The 24671-nt window shown below is 35.4% G+C and carries 24 protein-coding genes; 4 read left to right on the top strand and 20 right to left on the bottom strand.

Going from position 1 to position 24671, the window contains the following annotated elements; genetic code table 11:
* Positions 1 to 2 precede the first annotated feature (2 nt).
* From AB5217_RS13590 to AB5217_RS13575, 4 genes are all read right to left on the bottom strand, one after another.
* A complete protein-coding gene (locus tag AB5217_RS13590; protein ID WP_115485079.1) occupies positions 3 to 575 on the bottom strand; it encodes a sigma-70 family RNA polymerase sigma factor in 573 nt (190 codons plus the stop codon).
* Positions 576 to 579: 4 nt separating this feature from the next.
* Positions 580 to 2838, bottom strand: coding sequence for a hypothetical protein (locus AB5217_RS13585; RefSeq protein ID WP_122138442.1), 2259 nt, complete (start codon positions 2836 to 2838; stop codon positions 580 to 582).
* A gap of 126 nt (positions 2839 to 2964) precedes the next feature.
* Positions 2965 to 3471 (bottom strand): DUF805 domain-containing protein, encoded by a 507-nt coding sequence (locus AB5217_RS13580; protein WP_004303897.1) that lies wholly within the window; start codon positions 3469 to 3471, stop codon positions 2965 to 2967.
* Between the two features lie 137 nt (positions 3472 to 3608).
* On the bottom strand, positions 3609 to 3968 hold the full coding sequence (locus AB5217_RS13575; protein WP_004303898.1) for a hypothetical protein: 360 nt from the start codon (positions 3966 to 3968) through the stop codon (positions 3609 to 3611).
* A gap of 152 nt (positions 3969 to 4120) precedes the next feature.
* Here AB5217_RS13575 and AB5217_RS13570 point away from each other — a divergent pair, with 152 nt between their 5' ends.
* The 4 genes from AB5217_RS13570 to AB5217_RS13555 all read left to right on the top strand — a co-directional run bounded on the left by AB5217_RS13570 (position 4121) and on the right by AB5217_RS13555 (position 7822).
* Positions 4121 to 6448 (top strand): DUF3987 domain-containing protein, encoded by a 2328-nt coding sequence (locus AB5217_RS13570; protein WP_138343469.1) that lies wholly within the window; start codon positions 4121 to 4123, stop codon positions 6446 to 6448.
* Positions 6449 to 6704: 256 nt separating this feature from the next.
* A complete protein-coding gene (locus AB5217_RS13565) occupies positions 6705 to 7193 on the top strand; it encodes an HU family DNA-binding protein (RefSeq protein ID WP_004296631.1) in 489 nt (162 codons plus the stop codon).
* Positions 7194 to 7263: 70 nt separating this feature from the next.
* Positions 7264 to 7362: a smalltalk protein gene (locus tag AB5217_RS13560; RefSeq protein WP_004303901.1), complete on the top strand. Its 99-nt coding sequence runs from the start codon at positions 7264 to 7266 to the stop codon at positions 7360 to 7362.
* Between the two features lie 16 nt (positions 7363 to 7378).
* The gene (locus AB5217_RS13555) at positions 7379 to 7822 is read left to right on the top strand and encodes an N-acetylmuramoyl-L-alanine amidase (protein WP_118032945.1); all 444 of its coding nucleotides are present in this window, start codon (positions 7379 to 7381) and stop codon (positions 7820 to 7822) included.
* Positions 7823 to 7884: 62 nt separating this feature from the next.
* Here AB5217_RS13555 and AB5217_RS13550 read toward each other — a convergent pair whose 3' ends face one another.
* The 16 genes from AB5217_RS13550 to AB5217_RS13475 all read right to left on the bottom strand — a co-directional run bounded on the left by AB5217_RS13550 (position 7885) and on the right by AB5217_RS13475 (position 24647).
* Entirely contained in the window at positions 7885 to 8118 is a 234-nt protein-coding gene (locus AB5217_RS13550; RefSeq protein ID WP_004296628.1) for a DUF4248 domain-containing protein, read from the bottom strand.
* 689 nt (positions 8119 to 8807) lie between these two features.
* Positions 8808 to 9566: a WecB/TagA/CpsF family glycosyltransferase gene (locus tag AB5217_RS13545; protein WP_052587855.1), complete on the bottom strand. Its 759-nt coding sequence runs from the start codon at positions 9564 to 9566 to the stop codon at positions 8808 to 8810.
* A gap of 23 nt (positions 9567 to 9589) precedes the next feature.
* A complete protein-coding gene (locus AB5217_RS13540) occupies positions 9590 to 10570 on the bottom strand; it encodes an acyltransferase family protein (protein WP_115485077.1) in 981 nt (326 codons plus the stop codon).
* Positions 10571 to 10734: 164 nt separating this feature from the next.
* Entirely contained in the window at positions 10735 to 11811 is a 1077-nt protein-coding gene (locus tag AB5217_RS13535; RefSeq protein WP_004296624.1) for a glycosyltransferase family 4 protein, read from the bottom strand.
* A complete protein-coding gene (locus AB5217_RS13530; RefSeq protein ID WP_004296623.1) occupies positions 11808 to 12779 on the bottom strand; it encodes a glycosyltransferase family 2 protein in 972 nt (323 codons plus the stop codon). The genes AB5217_RS13535 and AB5217_RS13530 overlap by 4 nt, the downstream gene beginning before the upstream one ends.
* A gap of 12 nt (positions 12780 to 12791) precedes the next feature.
* Positions 12792 to 13589: an alpha-1,2-fucosyltransferase gene (locus tag AB5217_RS13525; RefSeq protein WP_004296622.1), complete on the bottom strand. Its 798-nt coding sequence runs from the start codon at positions 13587 to 13589 to the stop codon at positions 12792 to 12794.
* Between the two features lie 27 nt (positions 13590 to 13616).
* Positions 13617 to 14747, bottom strand: coding sequence for an O-antigen ligase family protein (locus AB5217_RS13520; protein ID WP_167560851.1), 1131 nt, complete (start codon positions 14745 to 14747; stop codon positions 13617 to 13619).
* A gap of 342 nt (positions 14748 to 15089) precedes the next feature.
* Positions 15090 to 16259 carry a Coenzyme F420 hydrogenase/dehydrogenase, beta subunit C-terminal domain gene (locus AB5217_RS13515; protein WP_070275893.1) on the bottom strand — a complete coding sequence of 390 codons (1170 nt, stop codon included), beginning with the start codon at positions 16257 to 16259 and terminating at the stop codon, positions 15090 to 15092.
* Complete coding sequence (locus AB5217_RS13510; protein WP_368112638.1) at positions 16259 to 17299, bottom strand: polysaccharide pyruvyl transferase family protein; 1041 nt, start codon at positions 17297 to 17299, stop codon at positions 16259 to 16261. The genes AB5217_RS13515 and AB5217_RS13510 overlap by 1 nt, the downstream gene beginning before the upstream one ends.
* A gap of 20 nt (positions 17300 to 17319) precedes the next feature.
* Positions 17320 to 18324: a glycosyltransferase family 10 domain-containing protein gene (locus AB5217_RS13505; protein ID WP_004297012.1), complete on the bottom strand. Its 1005-nt coding sequence runs from the start codon at positions 18322 to 18324 to the stop codon at positions 17320 to 17322.
* Between the two features lie 87 nt (positions 18325 to 18411).
* Positions 18412 to 19959 (bottom strand): hypothetical protein, encoded by a 1548-nt coding sequence (locus AB5217_RS13500; protein ID WP_004297013.1) that lies wholly within the window; start codon positions 19957 to 19959, stop codon positions 18412 to 18414.
* A gap of 142 nt (positions 19960 to 20101) precedes the next feature.
* Positions 20102 to 20749 carry an acyltransferase gene (locus AB5217_RS13495; protein ID WP_004297014.1) on the bottom strand — a complete coding sequence of 216 codons (648 nt, stop codon included), beginning with the start codon at positions 20747 to 20749 and terminating at the stop codon, positions 20102 to 20104.
* Positions 20750 to 20753: 4 nt separating this feature from the next.
* The gene (locus AB5217_RS13490) at positions 20754 to 22091 is read right to left on the bottom strand and encodes an ANL family adenylate-forming protein (RefSeq protein WP_052587870.1); all 1338 of its coding nucleotides are present in this window, start codon (positions 22089 to 22091) and stop codon (positions 20754 to 20756) included.
* Positions 22092 to 22110: 19 nt separating this feature from the next.
* Positions 22111 to 22809 carry an SDR family NAD(P)-dependent oxidoreductase gene (locus AB5217_RS13485; protein ID WP_004297016.1) on the bottom strand — a complete coding sequence of 233 codons (699 nt, stop codon included), beginning with the start codon at positions 22807 to 22809 and terminating at the stop codon, positions 22111 to 22113.
* Positions 22809 to 23102, bottom strand: coding sequence for an acyl carrier protein (locus AB5217_RS13480; protein WP_004297017.1), 294 nt, complete (start codon positions 23100 to 23102; stop codon positions 22809 to 22811). The genes AB5217_RS13485 and AB5217_RS13480 overlap by 1 nt, the downstream gene beginning before the upstream one ends.
* A 138-nt stretch (positions 23103 to 23240) precedes the next feature.
* Entirely contained in the window at positions 23241 to 24647 is a 1407-nt protein-coding gene (locus AB5217_RS13475; RefSeq protein WP_059365513.1) for an undecaprenyl-phosphate glucose phosphotransferase, read from the bottom strand.
* Positions 24648 to 24671: the final 24 nt, after the last annotated feature.

Genomic DNA, 24671 nt, shown 5'->3' with positions numbered 1-24671 from the left:
TTTTATCTTTTGTTTTCATACTTCTTCTTATCATTCATAGCTAAGTGAGCCAATGCTGCCAGCGCACGCTTTTTAATATTGTACAGATTAGCAACAGTTATTCCCATAGATAATGCTAAAAATTCAGGTTCGACCTCTTTGAGTACTAATTCCCTGATGACCATCACATACCGCTTATTCGACATCAGATCGAACAAACGTTCCAAATCAATCTTTGCGGCTATTTTCGATTCAGAGTCGTCTATTTCTTCTTCATGATTCTGCTCATAAAGAGGCTCTTTACTCTCGTCTTCTATCATCTGTTCACGTTTTTTCTGTTCCCGGAAAAAACGGATTGCCACAATCTTAATCCATGTTCCAATGGTGCTACGTCCCTCAAAATTACGAAGAACGGCAGCATCATTCTTCATTAGATGATAGTAGAGTTCGCTGATACATTCATCGTAATCAACCTGGTAATCAAATATCAGCTTAATTACATTGATAAACAACGGACGATATTTTATGTTGAAAAACCAATCGGTGATTTTTTCATCCCGATTGATTAATCCGTCGACTATTTCCTGATCTGTCATATAGTTAGTTCTTTTTCAATCTAAAACTTAGCTCAACCACACACTGGTCATAAGGGATGGTTTCCGGATATTTACTTCTTAAAATATCATTATCGACGATGCATTTATGCTTCTTCTGCTGAAAGTCTTTATCTCCGTCACACGTTACAAATCCTTGCAGTTCCATACATGCATTCCAACGCAAATGTTCGCACTTACTCAAATTATCAAATAATGTACTGGAAACAACGTCACAAACCTTAGAATAGTTCAATGTATGGGCATCACGCTGCGTCAGCTCAACCATCTCTTTCAATCTTTCCTTATTATCTTTGCCATCCTCTCCCATGGCCCCAGCTAAAAACTTTTTGGTATCAATATGCCATACATTAGCCCTATCCTGCTCTTCCTGATAAGCCAATTTAATTTGTGCATCCAAGCTATGCTTGTCCTGCAATGCCTCTCTACGCGCATTCCATTCTTCTTCCGCTGTTTGCTTCAGGCTTTCCTTCGCTTTCTTCTTCTCTTCAATTTCCTTCTCATTCGTTTCAGGCATTGCGTCAATCATAATTTTCTGATATGCATAATAAAATTCCTTTGCCAATACTTCAAGCACATCTGTCGATACCACATCGTACGAGAATATTTCTTCCTGCGCTCCAAAAGTTATGATTACATCCCGGGTATTGCCATAAATATTAAAATACTCTTTTATTTGCTTCAGCTGAATGGTGTTGCAACTTCCATTGACGCGCAGATAAATCCTAAAATCATTGAAACAATCCTTTCTATATCGATAGGCATATTCGTAGAGATCAATCGCCAATGCCATCCCTTCATTATCATTTCCTATAGCAATTACAACATAGTTTAGATCATGAATGATTTCAGAAAATTTTTCCCAAAAACGTTCGGAATGGATAGACATTTCTTCACACCATTCCAACTCATTTTTCCTCTCCTTCAAGGCAGGTGCTTTCATTAAAAAATCACCTTTCAATTCATCTATATGTTCATCAACCACATATATTTTTTGAGGGTTCCTATTGCCATTTACATCGATCAATGCCCCAAACTCATATAGAAAACGAAATGCATCACGTCCGGTTTCTCCAAAGCCAATAATCATCGACGTAAAAGGTTTCTTTACACAAGCCTTCGATGTATCGACATCTACAAAATTCACGGGGTGATTCCTCACATTCTTTTTTAATTGCAATACAGCAAGATTAGACGAGTCGATGATATGAATCTGATGTTTCAACCCATCACATATTTCCAACTTCTGGTTCTGGTTGTTCTTACGCGCATGGCAATAAATCTGAACCTGATTATGGACTCTATCTTCTTTACATTTCGCTATTTCCTTAAAAACAGACACCGCCTCCAGATTCAGTTCTTCATTGGGAGACAAGAAATAGAAAGTTGCCTGCGGGTACTTCTTGATTAGGTTTCCCAATCTCCTCAATCCGAGATATTTGTATAAATCAAATTCCGATTTGACTTTATCTATAACCCGGCCTGTGATTCCAAATTTAGAGTTAACCAGTATGCCGTCAAGCTCTTCTATCTTTTCTATGAATTTTTCAGTTCCGTCATGAGACGAATTAAAGAAATGACTGAATGTGAACCGGCCATGAGAACTGCTTTCATTAGCAGAAAGCAACCTCACGAAAATGAACTTACAATTCTCCCATCCTTCTTCATTCTTCCCCTTTGGCTCTGCCGCTTTTTTTCTTATACTGTTAGCCAGCAATATCGCATTATCATTGACACCCCAGAAAATAAACAGCCGGCATTTCTTCTTTCTTGAAAGATTCGCCATACATAACCGCACCCATGAGATGAATCTGAATCCTAACAGTTTGATGATAAAAACCGCACTCACTATAACGGCCAGGAAATGTATCACAGAAAATATCGTCATGTAGAAAGGATCATGATGCAGATCTTCAGGAACCTCCAAAAGATCGGAATGCGAAGCGAACATTTCCATAGAAGACAGAGCAGACCTAAACGCCAACGCTATCGAATTACTGTCACTCCCTCCCTCATTAAAAGCGTACCAATATATCAGGAAACCTGCAATAAATACTGTACCTGCAATCCATTTCAGGTTATCCACTAAGAATTTCCGCTTCTTAAAAAGCAGGTATACTAAACCTATCCCGATAATGATTAACAAAAGGGTAGAATATCCCCATTGATTTAAAAAACAAGGGTCTGTCGCGTGCTGTGCATTGCATTCACCAGTTTGAGAGATTACTGTGCTTAACATATACATATTCGATAGATTGATTATTTATTCTACAAATTTATACAAAATATTGAATAACAAACAGATTAGTAACAAAAAACCTCCTGCAAAACGAATTTTGCAAGAGGCTTTCTTATTTCTTCTTTAATAAGATTATTCAGCTTTTTCTTTATTCTCCTCCGCTGGAGCTTCTGCAGGTGCGGGAGCATCCTCCACCGGCTTGTCAACTTTCACCTCTTCTCTTGAAACGTTTACAGTCACATTTACAGAAGCAGGCTGTGCCTGATATGGCATACGGTTTTTCGGATCTGCTCCGTAAGGATTAGGACCTACCGTACCATCTGCAAACAACATATACAATGCAAAAATCCAACCAATGATAGGCACACAGCACAACAAAATCAGCCAACCGGATTTGTTTAAGTCGTGCAGACGTTTCACACCCTGTGCCAAAGAGAACCAAATGGAAGCAATCATAGCAGCAAGACCGATCAATAAACCAAATACTGATCCACCGGCCGATCCGCTGGCAGCACCCAAAATAAATGTACCTACACCAAGTGCCCATGCAATACTGGAAACTATACCACCGATAATGCCCGACAGGAAATATTCAATTCTACGAATACGCCCGTCAAATGAGAAAGGAGCTTTGAACATAATTTATTAAATTTATATGAATAAATAAGTGAGTTTTTATCCGTGTTTCTCAATATGAAAGCAAAGATATAAAAAAAATTAAATAAAGAAAGAAATCGGGCAAAAAGATTGAAAAAATGCCCTATTTTCTGTAGAAATCACAATTTCACTCCATCCCAATGCATCACTGCCACCCATTCTGTCGGCTGACAAGTTCCGCAAGAACGATGCGGAACCGTAGCGACCACCAAGTCACAATGGGAAGACAGTACGATTCTTAACTCCTTCAGCAACATATCCAGCTGAATAATCAAATGAAGATATTTCGTCATACACCGGATCACCCGTACATACTGATAAATGCACATATCCTCTCCCCGCCTTATCTCCCCTAATGTTTTAGGAGAGATAGCGAATTCGCTTATGAAAAAACTGTTACTGAAAATACGATCCATATCCATTAAAGCCAATACCAAATTGCTTAAAAACTCATAAGGTTCCTGTTTTTCTTTTGCCATGTCATTCTATGATTAATAAATTATAATATTTCATTTTTTATTTGCTTTATCAAGTGCTATCCACATAGGGAAGCAACCCTATTTTTAATATCCCGACCTTTGTTCCCGTTATCTGATAGTCAGGTAGCTCAATCTTACAAAAACAATTTTATATGAAAGTTTTAGAAGAAATCAAAGTCTCGGTTTACGAAAATGTGTATTCAAAAAAGCCCCGAGTCATGTCTTTCCTTGAAGTCATTATTATGTGCATTCATCCGATCTATGCCTCCATCATAAACGCTATTCGGCGGTACTATGCAGAAGGAGACCATGCCGCGGCACAGAAGCTGAAAAACCAACTCCCCTGCTTCACTCCGGCAGGCACATTCGACGGAGCGCACGCTATCAAAAACTTTCTTCTCCCCAGCCATATTGTCGGACTTGATTACGATCATGTAAAAGATCGTCTTCAAGTCATCCAACGTTGTGCGGCAGATCCCCACACAGTAGCGGCAATAGAAAGCCCTACCGACGGAGTGAAAGTTTTCGCCTATGTAGAAGGTATCGAAAACCGCCATCGTGAAGGGCAGCAACTAGTGAGCCGCTACTACAATCAACTGCTGGGATTGGAGAGTGACCCGGCATGCAAGGACGAAAGTCGCATGTGTTATTTCAGTTATTCCCCCAACGGATATGTTGCGGCGCTCTATCAGGCATTTGTGTTGGAGCCACTTATAAAAGAAGAAACAAACACTTTCTCTGAAAATGAAGTGCTTCCTCCCTTTCCCCTTCAGGATAATACTCCGGAAAACGTGTCTGAAGAAGAAATCGCCCAATTTATTTCGTCCTATATTTTCTTTCATCCGCTAACAGCCGGTCAGCGCCATTCCAACGTCTTCAAACTTGCCTGCGAAGCCTGCCGCCGACACTATCCCCAGAAAAGCATATTACGCGAACTTACTGTATTTTTCGAGCACACGGATTTTCGTCCCGAAGAACTAACAAAGGTTTTATCGTCTGGATATAAACAAGTTAATGAACATGCACCCGCTTCCTCTCCGGCCAGCGCCCCTTCTTTTCAAAAGGACATAAGGACAAAAAGACAATATAGTACTGCAGAAAATTCCGATACCGACGACGAAGCCTATTGGCTGGGAGAAGAATTCCGAAAAGGAACTCCTTTATTTCCCCGCAGTTTGTACAATAATCTTCCCGACCTATTAAATGACTGTATCATTGAAGACGGAAGCGAACGCGAACAAGATGTCGCTCTCCTTTCCGATCTCACGGCCTTGAGCGCAGCACTTCCGCAGACTTTCGGAATTTATAATCATAAAAAATACTCCACGCATATATTCAGTGTCATACTTTCGCCTGCCGCCAGTGGTAAAAGCATCGCCCAAACCGGACGATACCTGTTGGAAGAAATACATTCAGAAATCCTGTCTACCAGTGAATCTATGATGAAAAACTACCAAACTGTACATAATAACTGGCAATCAGAATATCAAAAACAGAAAAAGAAAGGAGAAGCATGCTCCGAAGAACCGCAACGACCTCCTTTCAAAATGCTATTCATTCCTGCTACTACCAGCTATACCCGCATGCAAATGCAGATGCAGGACAACGGTCCACAGGGAAGTATCATTTTCGACACGGAGGCACAAACGCTATCCACAGCCAATCATCTGGATTGTGGCAATTTCGACGATATGCTCCGCAAGGCTTTTGAGCACGAAAATATAGATTCTTCCTACAAAGCCAACGGCCTCATTCCGATCTATATACGCCATCCCAAATTGGCTTTGTTGCTGACGGGTACTCCCGGACAAATAGACGGCCTATTGAGCAGCTACGAAAACGGATTGCCCAGCCGCACCCTGATTTACACTTTCCGCGAAGCTCCGCACTGGAAAGAAATGGGCGACGACTGCGTCTCACTGGAAGATTCTTTCAAACCGATTGCGCATCGTGTCTCCGAATTATATCACTTCTGTCTGGCTCATCCGGTTCTTTTTCATTTCAACCGCCTGCAATGGAACCGTCTGAATGAGATTTTCTCACGTATGCTGTCCGAGGTGGCATTGGAAGGCAACGATGACCTCCAAGCCGTAGTGAAACGCTATGCTTTTCTGGTGATGCGTATCAGTATGATCCAGACCCGTATCCGGCAATTTGAAGCAACCGATCTTTCTCCCGAGATTTATTGCACGGACGCTGATTTTGAGCGTTCTCTTCAAATCGTTCTATGTTGTTACGAGCATAGCCGGTTGTTGCACTCATCCATGCCGTCTCCTTCGGTCCGTCCACTGAAGAATCCGGACACTATTCGTAATTTTGTTCAAGAGTTGCCCGACAGTTTCACGACAGATGAAGCGATTCAGATTGGCGCAAAATACGATTTCAACCATCGTAAGGTAACACGTCTGCTAAAATCGCTTAATGGAGTAAAGATCAATAAGATATCCCATGGTTCCTATACCAAGATGAATGAGCAATAGTCACATCTGTCCTTTTTGTCCTTTTGTCCTTTTGGAGGGCCCGGAAAAACATCGGGAGATTTGAAAAAAACATCTCAATGATTGAAATCAAACATTGGGAAGTTTCGATACAAATCTCCCGATGTTTTTTCTTTTTATCTGTGCGCCTGTGTGCGTCATTATGCGTCATGCCGCTTTCCCGATGTAGTACTTTTGTCATGTAATCGATTACAAGGCAATTAAACAATTAAAAATTAATGATTTAAAATTAAAAGTTATGGCACAGAATTACACTCTCATGGCTCGTAAGAACCTGTTGAAACCTAGTGAAACTCCGAAATTTTATGCAGTGGCGCGTAGCGGTCGTAAAGTGACGGTCAAGGAAGTTTGTAAACGTATCACTGAACGCTCTTCTTATTCCAAAGGGGAACTGGAAGGTTGTATCGGTGAGTTTTTGCTCGAAATCGTCAATGTACTGGATGAAGGAAATATCGTCCAGATGGGTGACCTGGGTAATTTCCGTATGAGTATCAAGACCGGTACTCCTACCGATACGGCAAAGGAATTCAAGGCATCATGCATTGATAAGGGCAAAGTGCTCTTCTATCCGGGTAGTGATCTCCGCAAGTTGTGTAAGACATTGGATTATACATTGTATAAAAGTGATTCTTCCACTGATTCGGATAAAGATCCGCTTCCTGATGATGGCGGTGATGATAATCAGGGAGGTTCCGGCAGCGGGGAAGCTCCGGACCCGGCAGCTTAATCAACCGGTTGTTGACTGGTTCTTGAGTTCATAATGTATCAGTAGTATTTATTCTTTAATTCAAATTTATATGAAAAAGCAACTTTGGAAAAACATTCTCCAGTTTATTGTAACTATCGCGACTTCGATCATTTCGGCTATCGGTGTAACGTCCTGCGTGGGACATTAATCTCCTGCTGACCGATATGGAAAATTCAGAAGAAAACTATCTCCCACGTGAGATTAAGTTGTTGGTGATTCATTGCAGCGCGACGCGCTGCAATGTTTCCTTCACCGTAGAGCAGCTTCGACAATGTCACCTGCAACGAGGTTTCAAGGACATAGGGTATCATTTTTACATCACCCGTAATGGGGAACTTCACCATTGTCGCCCGGTATCAGAGCCCGGTGCACATTGCCGCGGTTTCAACCGGCATAGTATTGGAATTTGCTATGAAGGCGGGTTGGATGAAGCAGGTCGTCCGGCGGATACAAGAACACAGGCGCAGCGCTTCGCGCTACTTGACTTGTTGACGATTCTCAAACATCAATATCCGGATGCGCAAATCCTGGGACATTATCAGCTTAGTGCTTCGATTCATAAGGCTTGCCCCTGTTTTGACAGTCGAAAAGAGTATATGAATATATAAAAAGAACTACGGGAGCTCGCGAAAGTGCAGTCTCCCGTAGTTCTTTTTTATGTTTATATCATTTACAGTTCCCCCGGCTTTCCCAAGTAATAGGTAATAAGCCGCACTTCTCTCACAGAAAATGCCTTTGTCTTCGGATGAAAGTCAGTAGATAGTATTTCATTCATCAACGGCTTGCATCTCCTCATCCACCTCCGAAGTTTATTGACCGAAGCACGAATCGTCAGATCAGGAAAATACATCTGGGCTAACTCTTGTTTATTATAACATTTCACTACAAAGTCTGAATGTTCCATTGTTTCTTTATTACTGTTTTCTATGCTATAAAGTTACAAATATTTCAACATATAAACAAAGAAAACTGATATTATTATCCAGTATAATGAGAGTAAAAAATATCAACGATCTTCACAGACAGTTGATATAGTGGGAAATTCACATCGGCTTTAACCTCCGATGTCAGGGCGTAGATCAGAAATGTACCGTCGTACGATTTCCAATCCACAATGTAGGAGAATCATGCCCTTACAGCATGAAGCTAGGGACCTACATTTTTTTCATCTCACATACGAAACACTCACGTGTTTATTACATCTCAACATTTTATTTTATACCATTTCTTATTGCCATATCATTTAAATCTAAAATTTTCACATCTTCATACATAATTATAAAACGACATTGTAATCTTCCAACACGACACACCCTATATACAGTTAGCAATCAACCATAACTGATAAAAGCATATATGAGTACATTGAATTAGCTCATATTTATTGTAGATTCTACCACAAATTAGAGTGAGTTATTACATATTGAAAATTATTTATACTATAAAAACAAACTACCAACTTGCTAGTATACAAATACTTCCCCATCAAAACATAATTCTGTCTCTACTAAATAGACATCATATGAGTGCCTTTTATATAGTTCTCTCCTCCCTATGTACCTTTAATTCTCCTTTTACATGATTTTCATAGAATTATGCAAAAGGATCTTTATAACGCCCCAATAATTGCTTAGCAAAGTAGTAAAAGAAACAAACATCATCTATAAAATAACGTCTAAAAAGGCGTTTCGGTTCTCTTAGAAAACGATAAAACCACTCCATTGCCATTTTTTGGAATAAAATAGGAGCACGTTTTATATTACCAGCTTCAAAGTCGATAGTTGCTCCAAGAGCCATAAAAAGTTTTATATTGAACATCTGACTACGATATTTAGCTATCCACTTTTCTTGTTTTGGAGCACCAACTCCCACTAATAATACAGTTGCACCGGAAGCATTTATTATATCAATCAATTCCATGCATTCTTTTTCATTCTTCTCAAATCCAAAAGACGGAGAATGAGTACCAACAACAATCTGCCTCCCTACTTTCCTGTTTATATTTTCCATTGCTTTATTAGCAACTCCTTTAGCAGCACCCAATAAAAAGATTCTGCAATCAGGATCATTGGCATGATAATTGTAAAATGCCGGAAAGAAACTTGAACCAGGAATAGCTTCAGGTATCGGATGTTTTAACAGTTTGGATATCCAATACAAAATCCGACTGTCGGACACCACCCAATCCGCTTGCCGATAGCTCTCATAAAATTCCCGATCATGTTGAAGCTTTACTAAGTGGTCAATATTGGGAGTATAAAGAACTCCCTCATTCAACTCACACAAAAGTCTATTTTGTGTAAAAGGCTGAATATCAATATTTAAAAAACAGATTCTATTTTCAGCTATCATTTGCTTTGATTTTTCTTTTATCTTCAAATAATCTTTATTCTTTTCAAAATCAAGTGATATAGAAAAGCTATAAAATATGAAAGGACTAGTGAGATAATAGCTATTATCACGGTAGACATTCCAAACTGATGCATATAATAAGAAGTACAACTAAAGACCAATATATGCACTAAATACCATTCGTAAGAAATTTTGTTTGTGAATATAAATACATTATTAATGAACTTGATCTTTAGTTTGTAGATAATCAGTAATACAGATAAATATCCCATCATAGAAGGAACATCATTATATAGTTTCCATATTCCTCCTTTTAGCCCAGCAAATCCCGTAAGAATTATACCTATCATACAAATTGGAATCAACACCTTAAAGCTCGGTATACAAAATTTCGCCGAGTTAGATTTATAATATGTAGCCAAATGTATGCCTAAAACAAATTCCCATAAATACTGCAAGAAAAAACTGTTCCACACACGTATCTCATTCTTTCCCAATACCGCCACAATCGTAGCCCATGCCAGACTTACTAACAATGCGTATATCACACCCTTGGGCCTATTAAATAATTTCAACACCCAAAACCATACTATATAAAACTGAAAGAGTGTTGAAATGAACCACATTTGACCTCCTAAAGAACTCTCTAAGTCATTAAAAAACATCTTGAAAAAAAACAGATGGCTTAGTACTTGAAGTATTTTATTCGGTGATGTATCGTAAAATGGAATCATAGCACTTACCAATACAACAATCAGGTATGGCAAATACACTTTAGTAAATCGCCGTTTTATAAATTGGGAATATGTAAGCGGTTTGTTCAAATATGATAGACAAAGCCCAAACCCACTACATAAAATAAATATATGTACTCCCGCCCCTCCAAAAGAGGAAGCCTTCATGAAAAGAGGATTAATTGGATAGCTCTGTAGCAAGTGCATTAATACAATGGTAAAAATAGAAAAGCCTCGTAGAAAATCAATAATTTCTAACCGTTGTTTCATATTCTACTATTTATATCTAACTTAAACTTACTAATTGACTTAAAACACTTTAGATATACCATAAATTGATCCATCAATCCGCAAAAATATTTTACATTATTATTTAACAATAAATACTCATCTCTTATTTTACAATCCTTTTTTTCATTTGGCAATCAACATGCTTATATCTCTTTCATTTTACTTATCAACATTCGTGAGATTTCATCAGAGTCATATTGATGAGCAGTCTTTACAGCCTGTATTCTCATTGTATTTCGTTGTTCATCAGTAAGTTTATAAAAATAAGTAATCCTTTCCGCCAACTCATGACTATTGCCAGACTCAAATAAGAAACCTGTTATTCCATCCTTAATATATTCGGGTAAACAACCTATATTAGAACCAATTACAGGACACCCGCAAGCCATAGCTTCTATTCCTACAAGACCCAAACTTTCATAAAGCATTGTAGGAAATATCATTACATCAGATTGGTTATATAATTCATTTAACTCTTGATGTGTTTTAGGACCGAGATAACAACAGCAATCTGATAAATTAAACTCTTTAATCTTTTTATTTAAAAGTTCTGTTTGGCCCCCATAACCAACAAATAAAACTCTTTTTCCCGAGATTTCTCCACTCAATTTCAATTCCCCAATAGCATCAACTAAAACATCCCATCCTTTTCCTGCATCTATTCTTGATACATAAACAATTGTCCCTATTGACATTATATGACTATTTAAGCAAGTAAATACATTTTTATCTACACCTCCGGATGCACTCACAAACAATTGATTCAAAGAAATTCCCGGAATCTTATTTAAAACAATATTCTTGAAATATTCCGATGGTACTACTATCAAGTCGGAATTAATAAGCAGCGGAAATGCAAGGCTTAATAGCTTCTCTGATGTTTTATCAATCGTGACGATATCCCCCCCATGGATATTCATAACCAGTTTAAATTTCCTAAAGCACCTACAGAATCGTAATGCTGGAGCGGAATGTGTTATTTGATGATTATAAATAAAATCATATTTCGTAAAAAGCGTCTTATAGATGATGGCAAAATAAAAAATAATATACTTATATACTTTAACTATAAAGCTATTAGAACGACCTCGAATAAAACAGCAATCAAAAACGATATCATTCGTGTTATGTTCTATACTCTCCTTAAACATCTTTACAAATGTTCCATATGTTTTATCCTTTTCTGAAGGATACATATTTGAGATCAATAAAATTTTCATTGTTTCTTAAACATAGATGCCAATTTTACATAAATCAAAGCGATATAGTAATTAGGTAATTTTAATAATATTCTAAAAGGTAAAGGAAGACTTACAAAATACTTCCTATCCATTTTTTCTACCATTCCACGTGTAAAATAATAATATTCTTTATATCCCAGTCTGCAACACTTCACTAAATCACGCGCATAAATTTCCGCCTTAGAAAAGTTTAATGCATCTACATATTCAATACCCTTATCTTGGAAAAATTGCTCTAAGAGGTTCACAGAGATCATCACTTGTTCTGCAAGTTTAGGAGAATATGTAGCTGTATATGAATTATTATTTGTACAATTATAATGGTATAGTGCATCATTTATACTGCATACTTTTTGAGCATAAAAAGTTAACCTAGGCATCTGTTGATAATCTTCAGCATTATTTATTCCTTCAAGAGATTGAACATCATTATCAATATATAAGCATAGTCGTATAAGTCTTGCCCAAACACTTACTGGCACTTTTTTTCTTAATAACTGCAAAGTCATCTCTTTAGGAGTATTATATATAGGAGAAAACATTGTGGAGAATTTCCCTTTAGGCAGATGAACAATTGTATTGCATGTAACAATGTCAGCATCGTTTTGTCGTTGTGCACTAACAAGTTTTTCTACCATATCCAACTCTACAAAATCATCTGAATCTACCCACATTACAAATTCTCCAGACATCATACTAACAGCCTTATTTCTTACTGCTGACGAACCAACATTTACAGGTTGCCTTACTATTTTAACCTGCTGCATCCTAGCAGGATAATCCTCTAAAGTAGCTTTAAGTATACCAATACTATCATCTGGAGAATTATCATCAATAAATATATATTCTATATGAACATAAGTTTGTTCAAAAAGACTCCGGGCACAACGTTCAATATAGGACTCAACATTATATATCGGTACACCGATAGATACTAATGGATTCATAAATAAATTCTATTACAATGAAAGCCAAGAAGGAGGAAATATTTCAGGAATTTCATCTCCAATCCATTTCTTTGGCTTAATAACTAATTCTTTTTTATTTCCTAACATTGCCCCCCAAAAACTAAATGTGCTGTTGGCTATAATACTAGCCGTACATAAGGACATTAAATACATATCCAAATAACTATTCTCCTTCTTATTCCAATCTATATAATAAGCATTAGGTATATTCAGATTCACCTTAACCCACGGAATATCATCAGAAAACACAAAAAACACAGGTTTTTGGAACTTCTCTTTCATTACACTTATAGCCGACTCATAATATTGAGGCGTACAAGACTGTAAGAATAAGTCTTTACGACAACTATCGCAATAATCTCCTCTTCTCACATGCACTGATACTGAGTTCGTATTTCGTATCAAAGAGAGTATATCATCATTTTTCTTATTTAGAAATCCCTCTCTGAATCTCATTTTATCTACATTATTCTGGAAGTATTCTTTGTTTTGCCAATATCCGTCAAAGTAAACTTTCCAAGGCGAAAGTTGATCCTTCCCTATAAAATATTTTAATCCAAGCCCTCCCAAGGCTCTAATAAAAAAGGCAGAAGCATCACTTATAACAGTATGGGGCGGAAGTTGAATATCAAAAACCTTATCAACCTCAAGCCCATTATGTTTGTTGAGAATATTTCTGTTGTAATATCCATAAATATTTTGATTAGGATAGTTATCTCGAAGATATAAATAAAATAAATATTGAAACATCTGATTTCCGAGTCCAGGAGTAAATAAAACAATTTTCATGAGTGAATTTTATATTTATTATCGAAGCTAATTCCTACAATTACAATACCTGTTCTCCATATTACTTGCAGCTTGCATTTTTGGACTAAATATCAATGCATTCATCAAGGCAAATGGAATCCCCATAAGACCAGAGAACAGAAGATGTCCAGCGAAACATGATGCTGCAAGTATAAAAATATCCATTCCGAAAACAAACTTGGCATATTGACTTTTCTCCCTGTACCTAAAAGCTTTTACAATGAGAGAAAAATAAAATGAATAAACAATAATTAATCCAACGATTCCATAGTTGAGTAACGTATCCGCTTGATCCATTTCTACAGTTCTAGCTCCCCCCATTCCAAATAGTTTAACTACAATATTCCCTTCTTCCCACTCTACTCTCTCTTCCTCCCAAAAAGTATCACGTGAAGAATAGATGGCATTTACCCCATCTTTATCAAAGAAATACGTCCAACGATCAATTGCACCGCTATACTCAAGCAATGCATAACCACAGTATGATACCACGCATATTATAGAAAGTAAGACGATTAGCTTTATTTTTGACATTTTCAAGAAAGAACGAAAAATGCCATATTTCATGTGTACAAATGGAACTAGAATCAAACTTGTCAAAACAAGAAGTATGCCCGCCTTTGTTGTAACCAATAGAGCCGCTATTAAAAAAAGCAGGTTAACAACCAAAAGAATAATCTTCTTCGTAACATACCTATTATAAATAAAATAATAAGAAACACCATATAGAACAGCTTGCATTCCAGACATCTCATTGTGAGCATACATAAATCCCTTACACCCCCAACCTTCACCATAGGCATAATATCCTACTCCCAACAACCCACTATAAATATTCAACAAAAGTACAATAGAATTTATATAGAATATCACTTGTATATCCTTTTCTTGTATACTTTCCGATTTAAACACAACAACTGCAGCATAATATATAAAAACAACATTTACAAATTTCAGTAAATGGTTTATGGTTGGAACTATTTGAGAATCCGTATTAAGAATGACAAGTAATAAAAAAGCAGGAATATAAATTACAGTAAAAAACAGTAATCCTTTGAATCTTGGCGATGAACATAATATTTTAAAAGCAACTGACAAAATAAACGCCTTAAAAATAATGCCAATGGAAGATTCCATTCCCTTATTAAGAAAAAATCCGTTTATAGTATCCACTATAACCAAAAAGAATAATGGCTTCACTAGTAATTTACTGTCACATTTTATACTCATTATTCGTTCAATTCATTTTATTTTCTCTCGAAAAGACAACATCTTTTTCCAACAATATTACACACCCAATCAGTCATCTTATCAAAAACAGCATCCAACAAGTATCTCCTTATTAATTCAATATAAAAGTGACTAGAAGCATGATGATGGAATACAACAAAGTTCCAATCAAGTTCTTAAACATTTTTTTGCTCAACAAATTAACGAATTTATGAATATAAGGAGATATAAAGAAAATAATACTAACTATTAGCGCATGACAGCAGAAAGCATTTTACGTAAAACTTTCTTCATCCATTCAGGTAATATTGCTATAAGCTCCGACTTAACATTAAGAGGATATGTCAGAACCGTTTTAAAGAACGACTCCAAATCTTTTTCATCTAAACGCTTATATATTATATCACGCATATCGGGCCTTGGTGTGGGGGCAACCAAGTTTCTCTGGAATTTCATTACATCATTTAATGACACTTCTTCCATATCAAACAGACTCTTAAACATAGGTATAAGTGCCATGACATTAGGAGTGTTTAAAATAAGACAGGATACTCCTTTCTTTGAAAAAAAATCAGGAAGTATCGACTCTATACCCCAAAAATCACCAATTGTTACATCTCCTACACGCTCTGGTCTGCTATACGAACAACGGTAACAACATTCACGATATGTATCACCTTTAAGAAAATGATAATAATAAGGGTCTATGACACAACTTCTCGTTTTTGTTTTTGTTTTCGTTTTTATTTTAACATTTAATCCCCAGCCCGAACTTTTATCACGAAAATTAAAATCAATTATCGGCTCTCCATATCTATGCTCGAGCCATTGAATATAACTTTTGAAAAGTTTAATACTAGGAACCCCGTGGCATATCAGATCAATAGTCAACAGATTAGATTTGTCTACATTTCCTAAAAAAGAGTTCAATCCTGCGATTTGACATGGTGTACCACTATATAACACTTTAATCCCTTGACTTAAAAGACAACGAACCTCTGAATAAGTATGCAATGTATCGCTTTGAACATATTTTGAACTTTGAAGCGAAGGGAGATCATCCAAGCTCCTAATAATTTTATGCCCAACATTCCATCCTTTATAATAAGATGCTCCAACACATACTCCATTTTGTTCCAAAAAATATCGTGCCAATGCTGCAAATGCTCCTCCTGATGCACTTTTATAAAGCTCTTTATCATTTTTAGATTTTACAGCAAAAACCTTTTCGGATAGTGGGTAAACTTTCAAATTATTTTGTGGACAACGTCTTTGGCATAATCCACAATCCACACACTGATCTAAATCGATAAAAGGCTCAAGAAACCCTTCAGACGAAAATTTCATTGAAATGCAAGACTTCGGACATACTTGTTCACATGTTCTACATCCTGTACAAAATTCTGTTATATTCTCCATTATTCAATAGCTCTATAAAGAAAGTCATCCCCTATTCTTCTGTATCTCGCAAAAATAGCATTCACTTCTTCCCAATTGATAGGATCGTTCCCCATTACACGCCAATCTTCAGAGTTTATTACATGTAGCCGTTCGAGATTAGTTAATTTCAATAAGTCTTCTATAGCATGAAAAGAATCAGTTATCACATAATCTGCAAAAGCAATATAAGATGGAAAATCAAATGGTTCTGGCAAGAAAAGCAATTTTCCGCTTTTAAATATCTGATGGACATTAGCACCAAAACGAATCAACTTCAAACCTTTTTGGCGGGCGAAAGATTCTGCAAAGTCATTAAACCAAGGATGTTTATTCAATTGATAAACCAATACATAATGTTCTTCGGAAGGCTTTCGTATATACCTATGCCAAAAAGCAGCATCTAATTGTAATGTAGGATCCAAAACATGAACAGATCCTGAAATACCCAACTCCTCTATGATTTTCACCCCACTTTCTTCACGTAGTGAAATAGCAGCATATCTTAATAAATATTTTCGTATTTCTTCTTTTTCAGAATCTTCCAAAGATGTTTTTCCAAAACTGGCTGCGTATGATATCTTTTTAATATTATCCGGGCAAAAAGTCAAAAAATATGATTTCAAAATTCTCCCATACCATCCACTATTCCATGTCTGATCACTGCCGGTACAATAAATATCCGCATCTATCTGTAATTTATCAAAATCATCCTCACAATTTAACACAGGACCTCGAGAAGAAATATTATCATTACGAAACTGTCCAAAAACTTTATCCTGACGCCATAAATAAAAGAAATATAGTATCGATTTTATTGCCTTTTTAGCTAGACTGTCATTCCTGGTTGCCATCTGGACTCTTTTCCACAAACTAACAGAAGAAAGACGTCTATAATCAATAATATTAGTAATCAATCCCAGTCTCTTAAAAATTTCTTGAGTTGCAAATGTTTGAAGAACAGAACCATAATTAGGCACATCATGCAATGTTAAAATTGATATTCTTTTCTGAATCGACATAATAAAAATTTAAGTTCTATCTATAATGTTATATTAAACAATCTCGCCAATTTACACAAAAACAAATCTTTTAAAGTGTACTTCATTGGGTATATTGTTTCCGGTAACGACATTTTTTCAATCACAGAGCTATATGAGTCTATTTTATTAACCTCATTTGCAATGAGATTGAACATATTGTATTTATCCAATACCAAATTTCTTGCTACAGAGACAGCTTCTTTAGATGCTGAAAAGAGATCCTGATCTATTATTTTTTTAATAGCGCTTATCGTTTTTTCATAGTCTCTTATATCAACTTTCAGCATACTATCCTGCTTAAAATAATCGCTAATATTTGGACAACCATAATATATAGGATAACAACCCGCTAAATAAGAATCTGCCAATTTTTCTGTCCAATAATCCATACATTGCCCATTTTCAATAGCCAGCACATATTTATATTTAGACATCACTTCCAATTTGTCATCAACAGGATTATAACCATTGCCATATACATCAATAAAATCAATATGATTCTTTAATATTTTATTAGCAAAATTTACTCTATCTCGATGTCCCTTAGTAAACTTTTTATTTGACGTTATGAAACATACTTTATCTAATCGAGATTCTTTCGCTTCATAGTGTTTAAAATCCTGATAGGACATAAATGTATCAGGATCATCTTTAAAGACATTAGCTCCTATTTTACAACCTGCCATCCAAGCAAGAGTAGGCATTAATCTTCGCATAAGGCCTTTGTTAATCATCTTAGGCTGGCATCCAAAAACATAACCAAATTGTTCTCGAAACGCTTTAGGATATCGTTTCACATACGGCGGCTCTCCCAAAAAGCACAATCTTTTTTCTTTTGGACACAATGTTGGTAATTCTTTTTCAAGTCCCCATACAACAAGATAATCATATTCTTTAGGTTCTTCAAAATAAAATTCACAATTTCCCCATATACACCGCTTAGAATCAGGGAATTGACGCCAAATAGGAATAGAAAATGGTCCAGGAATATAAATTTTTATCATAATAATATTATAACTGTTTCTTTTGCTTAAAAACAAATTAATTCTGAAAGTTTATTGTTATTGTTTCATTATTGTATAAATCATTTCTCACTTATATTCTCTATTTATCTTGCAATAAAAATATTTTACCATATTTTTCACATATTCCTTTTCTATCATTTCCATTACAAAGAACCAAACACAAAATATGAAAACTATTAAAACGATAATTATTGTAATACAAATACTTAATGTGCTATTCCCCAATAAAGAACGGACTAATACCCCTAAAGCAACGGAAAACAAAAACGTTATATATGGTCTTTTTACATATCCATTAAAAAATGTTCTGATATTTAATCGACATATTTTTCTTGCAAAATATACAGTTTTTAGTTCATATATTATTCCCCATACAAAGAATGAAACAACAATATATGCCATAGGAGAATACCCCATATAAAATAATAAGATTAATAGAAGCAAGGGAAACATGTTGATTAATGAACTGTAGAAGCTGTTTCCTTTTATTTTTCCTGTAGCACCAATACTTGTCTCTAAAGGAAGTAATAAGCACTCATTCAAAGTTCTAAGAATCCCAACTAATGTCATGAGGTAAGCCCACTGTGGTACATTTACTAACCACCATACTAACAATTTATCAAGACATACCAATGCAGGAGCAGCAAAAAGAGCGAATATCAAAAAAGAATATTTACAACTATACATTGAAACCTGAAGCATATTTTCTCTATTATTCTCCCCTTCAGATTTTACAATAACAGGATTAACAGCTTTAATCATATTATTCGAGAATGCTTGTAACTGAGATATCACTTGACTTGCTATTGATATTGCTGCATTAATGACTGCTCCAAAATAATGGTTCATTAATAAACCCGCACCATAATTTCCTACCATACTTGTAAACTGTGTGGATAGTTTCCATGATGCAAAAGATGCCATCTGTTTCATTTTTTTCTTCGAAAAATATGTTACTGGCTTAAAAACACATTCAGGATAATGCTTATGGCAATATATTTGCATAGCCATCATAACAGCAATAGATAATGCCGCCATTAAAATACCGTATACAATCAATTTATCTCCAGATACAAATGTTGTAATATAAACCGCGATTGTTAGCTTTCCAAAAGAATCTATTATACCCACTATTGAATAGTATAACATATTTTCATGAGAATTAATTACAGCATCATATGGCACAGATAATACTGTAATTACTACACTAAACACCATAGAATAATAAACCACTTTTGCTGCATACAGCCTTTCAATAGGAATATTTATTATCTTATCAAAAAATAGATATGAAAAGGAACAAAGCAATATACACGCACAAACAGCAATAATAAAATGCAACATCATACTTACATTAAACACCTGTTTTTTATCTTCAAAATTACCAGATCCTTCTGAATAACTCATAAATCGTTGAGTAGTAGCCGCCATAGACGCAGACAAAAAGCCAAGCATATTAACTGCCCCACCAATCACTCCAAAGATACCATAATCCACGACTCCTAATGATTTCAGAACTAAGCGAGTGGTATAAAGTGTAAAAAATATAGTAATACACATCTTTCCATAAAGAAAAAATGTATTTTTAACTATTTTATTGGGATTACGGCTCATATTCTAATTGTAAAATTCACTCATCGATCAACAATGTCTAAAAATAGCAAGATTTATTAACATTGGATTTCTTTCATTATTAGTAATATAATTCGATATGGAAAGTAAAACTAGATTTCTGACAATCATAACATAATATGCTTCATAAACGCAAAGCCAAATAATTCATAATTTGTCCAATCCTGCTCTCATAATAATATTTGTAATTGGTTTGTAATTTCTTCTCTGGCAAACGATTTTGTTCATCATAAATAAGCTTTTCATGTTCCAATGTTTCCTCAACAGTAAATCTAAAGCCAATAATCTTAGCAGGATTACCAACCACAATACTATATGGTGGAATATTTTGGTCTCGTACAACTGTCCCTGCACCAATTATAGCACCACGACCAATATGTGCACCTGATAACAACATAACACCAGCACCAATCCAGACATCCTCCTCTACTATAATATCTTTCTCTAATAAATTACTGTTCCCAGCTTTACCAAATACTTCCCCTATTTTCGATTGATGTTGACCTGTTATAGCAGTTAACCCTTCAGCAACAATAGAATTTTCTTTTATTACCAATTTACCACCAGTAATATACAAAACACTACGGTAATCAATATATGCATAATCATGCAAAAAAATATTCTCTCTTTTACCCAAAAGAGTAGGAGGCAAATAATGTGAGTTTACTCCACATTTCCCCAAACAATCATTACGTGTCGAAAAATATTCATAATTAAGGATTCTCAACCCTCTAATGATTGCATTCCATTTTCCTATAATTTTTTTAAGCATAGACTTACAATCTTTTCTTCTTAAATCTTTCAGAATACTCCGATTCGGTCATTAAAATTACTTTAGCAGGAATTTTATATCTATCAAGTTTACCATTACAAAACTGTACTATTTGCTTTTTTGCCTCTGAAGGCTTCAATGGCTCCTTAAAAAGAACTTTTGCAACTACTATCATTCCTGTAATAAAGTTTTTTTCACCATAAACAATACAATCTACTAAATTCGGTATTTGAAATAATACTGACTCTACTTCAGAAGGCAAAACTTTCTCTCCACCAACATTGATTAACTCTTTGCTACGTCCAACTATTTTTATATAACCATCACTTGCTTCTTCTACCAAATCTCCTGTCTTAAACCATCCATCCTCGGTAAATCGTTCCATTGATGAATTTAGATATCCCATGACTTGAGTTTTACTACGAATCCATAGTTCACCTTTGACTATTTTTATTTCAGTATTTGGATCATCTATTTTTAAAAATGTACTATCAGATGATCTACTTGTAGTTTGACTAATACCTGTTTCACTCGTCCCAAAAGTTTGAAGAAACTTAACACGAGGAAAAGCTGTTTTTAATTTTAATAGTAAACTATCGGGCATTGGCTCCGTCCCGTAGGTAATCATCCGTAGAGAACTCATATTATAGCCTGAATTTGATTCACTTATCAACATTAAATTTAGGAATGTTGGGGATGCCGGAAGAATGTTAACCTTATATTTTTCTATCAATTCCGCGACATGTTCCGGTTCTCGATGTTCAGGGAAGACCATTGTTACACCCATCGAAAGACAATTTAACAAAGAGTTAAGTCCACCGATATGATCAAACATTAAGAAAATCAAAAATACAATGTTCTTGCCACGTTTCCCTTTATATGAGTCAACCAAATTATCGAGATTGTGAATCATCGCTTTTGGTGCTCCTGTAGAACCGCTACTAAAAAGAATAAGACCTGAATGATGATACTCCTGAAGCCTTATCACAAGAGGATGATCTTCGGTTTTCTCTGTTGTTTTATATATATTGAGCTTATCATCTATTTCAATACGATAATCACTATTTGCGACACGAATTCGGTCGACTATCTCTTGATTAATCTTTGTAGTAATTGGCACAATGATATTTCGATTCTCATACAATGCCAAAAAAAGCGCAATAGACTGAAAACTATAATCCGAAATTATTGAAACAATTTCCCCTCGATTGATTTGTTTACTAATTATTATATAATAATCCTCAATTTGTTCCACAAGTGCTTCATAAGTATATTCCTTTCCTTTGAAAATAATAGCATTCTTACTACCATCTTCTTTCATCTTTTCAACCAACCAATTCATAACAAACTCTTTTTTACAATTAAAATACGCCACCTAAATAAATTATTTGCCCTGTTATAAATTCACTCTCAGGACGAATAAAAAAATCTACGACATTTTTAACATCCTCAAAATTCCCAAGTCGCTTGATACATTGACGACTTTTCAGTTCTTCAATTTTATTTTCTGGAACATTTTTGATTAAATCAGTATCAATCGGAGTGGGACCAATAGTGTTAACAGTTACGCCACTTTCACCAATTTCACCAGCAAGCACTCTAGTTAACTGTTCTATTGCAGCCTTTGATGAAGAATAAACCAGTTCTCCTTGTAAATTAAGTGCAACAGCTACTGTTGAATAATTTACGATACGACCATTTTTCTGTCTTATCATGAACTTCGCACACTCACGGGACATTAAAAATGTACCCATAAAATTTGTATTAAATACCCTCTCTGCAGTCGTTTTTGGGGTCAACAGAATATGATTCATTGAGGCTATTCCAGCATTATTAATCAGTATATCAATTCGTTTTTGTTCTTTGTAAACATTACGAACAAAAGCTATCACAGCAGGTTCATCTGAAACATCAAGACGGGTATGATGATAATTTTCATGGTTGATTTCACATTCACGACGACTACACCCATATACAATGTCACCCTCGTTTAAATATTTCTCTGCTAGGAAATATCCAATTCCTTTCCTAGTTCCAGTAATAATTATAACTCGATTCATTATTCTTCCAAGCCCAATTGGCGAGCAATAAAGTTACACAATGATCCAATTGTTCGAAAAGGGCTTATACGACCAGACATTGCCGTTTCGGAAGTCAGTGAAATTTCTATATCTTCATCTAGGAAAGCCGTTTCAATATCCACAACGATATTTACAAGTCCCATAGAATCGAGAATACGAGCACTACCAATAAGAGGTGTATCTTTATCCAAGTCTTTTATTACCAAACCATTTGTAGCGCAATACTCTTGAATGACATTGATTACAATGTAGTTAATTTGATTTTTATCCATATTTTTTTGAATTTATATTATAATAAAAATATCCCATTAATCCAATACTATTCATCATGTTCTATAACTTACTAACATTTAACAGACTATCTTCCTCTAATATTATGTAATACAAACAAAACATTTTACAAACGTTTCCTAGTATGCATTCTTCTCTCCCATAATCACATTTGCTATAGTCTTGTAAATGATATATAAATCAAGCAATATTGTCCAATGCTCCATATACCAAATATCAGCCTTAACTCGTCCTTCCATTTGTGACAATTCTTTAGTCTCACCACGGAATCCATGCGTTTGTGCCCATCCAGTTACTCCAGGTTTTATAAAATGCCGTACCATATATTTATCAATCAGTCGTGCATAAGTTTCTGTATGAGCCAACATATGAGGACGGGGTCCCACTATTGACATATCCCCCTTAAAAACATTAATAAACTGTGGAAGTTCATCAAGATTAGAACGTCGGAGAAAGTCCCCAAATCGAGTCTTTCGAGGATCATTAGCCGTTGCCTGTTTACTATCAGCTTCCTCATTTACCTTCATAGAGCGAAATTTATAACATTTGAATTCCACTCCATTTAAACCAGTTCGCATTTGTTTAAAGAATATAGGACCAGGAGAAGTCAATTTTATAATACTTCCCACAATAAAGTAAATAAAAGGAAAAATAGTAATCAGGAAAATTCCTGATAATACAATATCAAATATCCGTTTTAGTACACGGTTTTCCATTTTACTTAAAGGTTCATATCGCAAATTCAGAATTGGCATATTACCAACCATACTGTGCCAGATACGCCGAGGGAACCCTTTACATACATTAGGAACACCATGAAAATAAAGCAAATGATTCTCACAATAATTCATTATGGAAAAATTATAACGTCCCTGATCCATTGATAATGAACAGAAAACGTGCTTTATTCCTGTTTTCACAGACATAAAATCGGCAAAACTGTCAGGACTGCCCAAATAAGGACATTGAGACGAAAGAGTATCATTAGGACAAATATCGAAATAGCCTACGACTTCATAAATAGATGCCAAAGAACTTTCCATTTCCTCATATAACATCTGCATATTATTGCCTCCACCTATAAAAACAGCACAACGTTTATGCTTACCTTTAGCGCAATAACCAATCAATGAACGACGAATAATAATACGATAAATACATAAAACGACAAAGAGAATAAAAAAATAATTAACAAAAAAGAGAGGAGAAAGAATAGAAATTCCACTAAAAGTCATAATACATGCCCAAAAGACAGAAAATGCTATTATATTCTTAAATACACGCAAAACAAGCTGATCCGCACGAATTTCTCTACTACTCCAAGCTTTTCCGCGAGATGCAGAACAAGCTAAATAACAGAGACTAAGTGAAGTCATCATCAAAGAAGCAGTACAAGAAAAAGGTGAATATATGAATATTTTTTCCCAAAAGGAAAGGAGCTGGAACAAACAAAAATTCAGAATGATCAGATCTCCTAAAACTACAATGAGTTCTACTACTTTATTTATTTGATTAGTTGATGCCATATCACTCCACTAATGACTTTAAAT

It is taken from the genome of Bacteroides sp. MSSM.1001136sp1_RTP21357st2_D2_RTP21359_211015 (genome assembly GCF_040913205.1).
GTDB lineage: Bacteria > Bacteroidota > Bacteroidia > Bacteroidales > Bacteroidaceae > Bacteroides > Bacteroides ovatus.
Note: the sequence above shows the minus strand (reverse complement) of the source record. Positions and strands in the feature narration are given on the sequence as shown.

Bases quoted from the DNA above. Each gene is read 5' to 3' on its own strand.
- AB5217_RS13550 (WP_004296628.1), bottom strand. From the start codon at position 8,118: ATGGAACATTCAGACTTTGTAGTGAAATGTTATAATAAACAAGAGTTA.
- AB5217_RS13545 (WP_052587855.1), bottom strand. From the start codon at position 9,566: ATGATAGCTGAAAATAGAATCTGTTTTTTAAATATTGATATTCAGCCT.
- AB5217_RS13490 (WP_052587870.1), bottom strand. From the start codon at position 22,091: ATGAATTGGTTGGTTGAAAAGATGAAAGAAGATGGTAGTAAGAATGCT.
- AB5217_RS13500 (WP_004297013.1), bottom strand. From the start codon at position 19,959: ATGAGCCGTAATCCCAATAAAATAGTTAAAAATACATTTTTTCTTTAT.
- AB5217_RS13540 (WP_115485077.1), bottom strand. From the start codon at position 10,570: ATGAAACAACGGTTAGAAATTATTGATTTTCTACGAGGCTTTTCTATT.
- AB5217_RS13495 (WP_004297014.1), bottom strand. From the start codon at position 20,749: ATGCTTAAAAAAATTATAGGAAAATGGAATGCAATCATTAGAGGGTTG.
- AB5217_RS13525 (WP_004296622.1), bottom strand. From the start codon at position 13,589: ATGAAAATTGTTTTATTTACTCCTGGACTCGGAAATCAGATGTTTCAA.
- AB5217_RS13560 (WP_004303901.1), top strand. From the start codon at position 7,264: ATGAAAAAGCAACTTTGGAAAAACATTCTCCAGTTTATTGTAACTATC.
- AB5217_RS13510 (WP_368112638.1), bottom strand. From the start codon at position 17,299: ATGTCGATTCAGAAAAGAATATCAATTTTAACATTGCATGATGTGCCT.
- AB5217_RS13565 (WP_004296631.1), top strand. From the start codon at position 6,705: ATGGCACAGAATTACACTCTCATGGCTCGTAAGAACCTGTTGAAACCT.
- AB5217_RS13590 (WP_115485079.1), bottom strand. From the start codon at position 575: ATGACAGATCAGGAAATAGTCGACGGATTAATCAATCGGGATGAAAAA.
- AB5217_RS13585 (WP_122138442.1), bottom strand. From the start codon at position 2,838: ATGTATATGTTAAGCACAGTAATCTCTCAAACTGGTGAATGCAATGCA.
- AB5217_RS13515 (WP_070275893.1), bottom strand. From the start codon at position 16,259: ATGGAGAATATAACAGAATTTTGTACAGGATGTAGAACATGTGAACAA.
- AB5217_RS13485 (WP_004297016.1), bottom strand. From the start codon at position 22,809: ATGAATCGAGTTATAATTATTACTGGAACTAGGAAAGGAATTGGATAT.
- AB5217_RS13520 (WP_167560851.1), bottom strand. From the start codon at position 14,747: ATGGAATCTTCCATTGGCATTATTTTTAAGGCGTTTATTTTGTCAGTT.
- AB5217_RS13580 (WP_004303897.1), bottom strand. From the start codon at position 3,471: ATGTTCAAAGCTCCTTTCTCATTTGACGGGCGTATTCGTAGAATTGAA.
- AB5217_RS13480 (WP_004297017.1), bottom strand. From the start codon at position 23,102: ATGGATAAAAATCAAATTAACTACATTGTAATCAATGTCATTCAAGAG.
- AB5217_RS13535 (WP_004296624.1), bottom strand. From the start codon at position 11,811: ATGAAAATTTTATTGATCTCAAATATGTATCCTTCAGAAAAGGATAAA.
- AB5217_RS13505 (WP_004297012.1), bottom strand. From the start codon at position 18,324: ATGATAAAAATTTATATTCCTGGACCATTTTCTATTCCTATTTGGCGT.
- AB5217_RS13555 (WP_118032945.1), top strand. From the start codon at position 7,379: ATGGAAAATTCAGAAGAAAACTATCTCCCACGTGAGATTAAGTTGTTG.
- AB5217_RS13475 (WP_059365513.1), bottom strand. From the start codon at position 24,647: ATGGCATCAACTAATCAAATAAATAAAGTAGTAGAACTCATTGTAGTT.
- AB5217_RS13530 (WP_004296623.1), bottom strand. From the start codon at position 12,779: ATGAATCCATTAGTATCTATCGGTGTACCGATATATAATGTTGAGTCC.
- AB5217_RS13575 (WP_004303898.1), bottom strand. From the start codon at position 3,968: ATGGCAAAAGAAAAACAGGAACCTTATGAGTTTTTAAGCAATTTGGTA.
- AB5217_RS13570 (WP_138343469.1), top strand. From the start codon at position 4,121: ATGAAAGTTTTAGAAGAAATCAAAGTCTCGGTTTACGAAAATGTGTAT.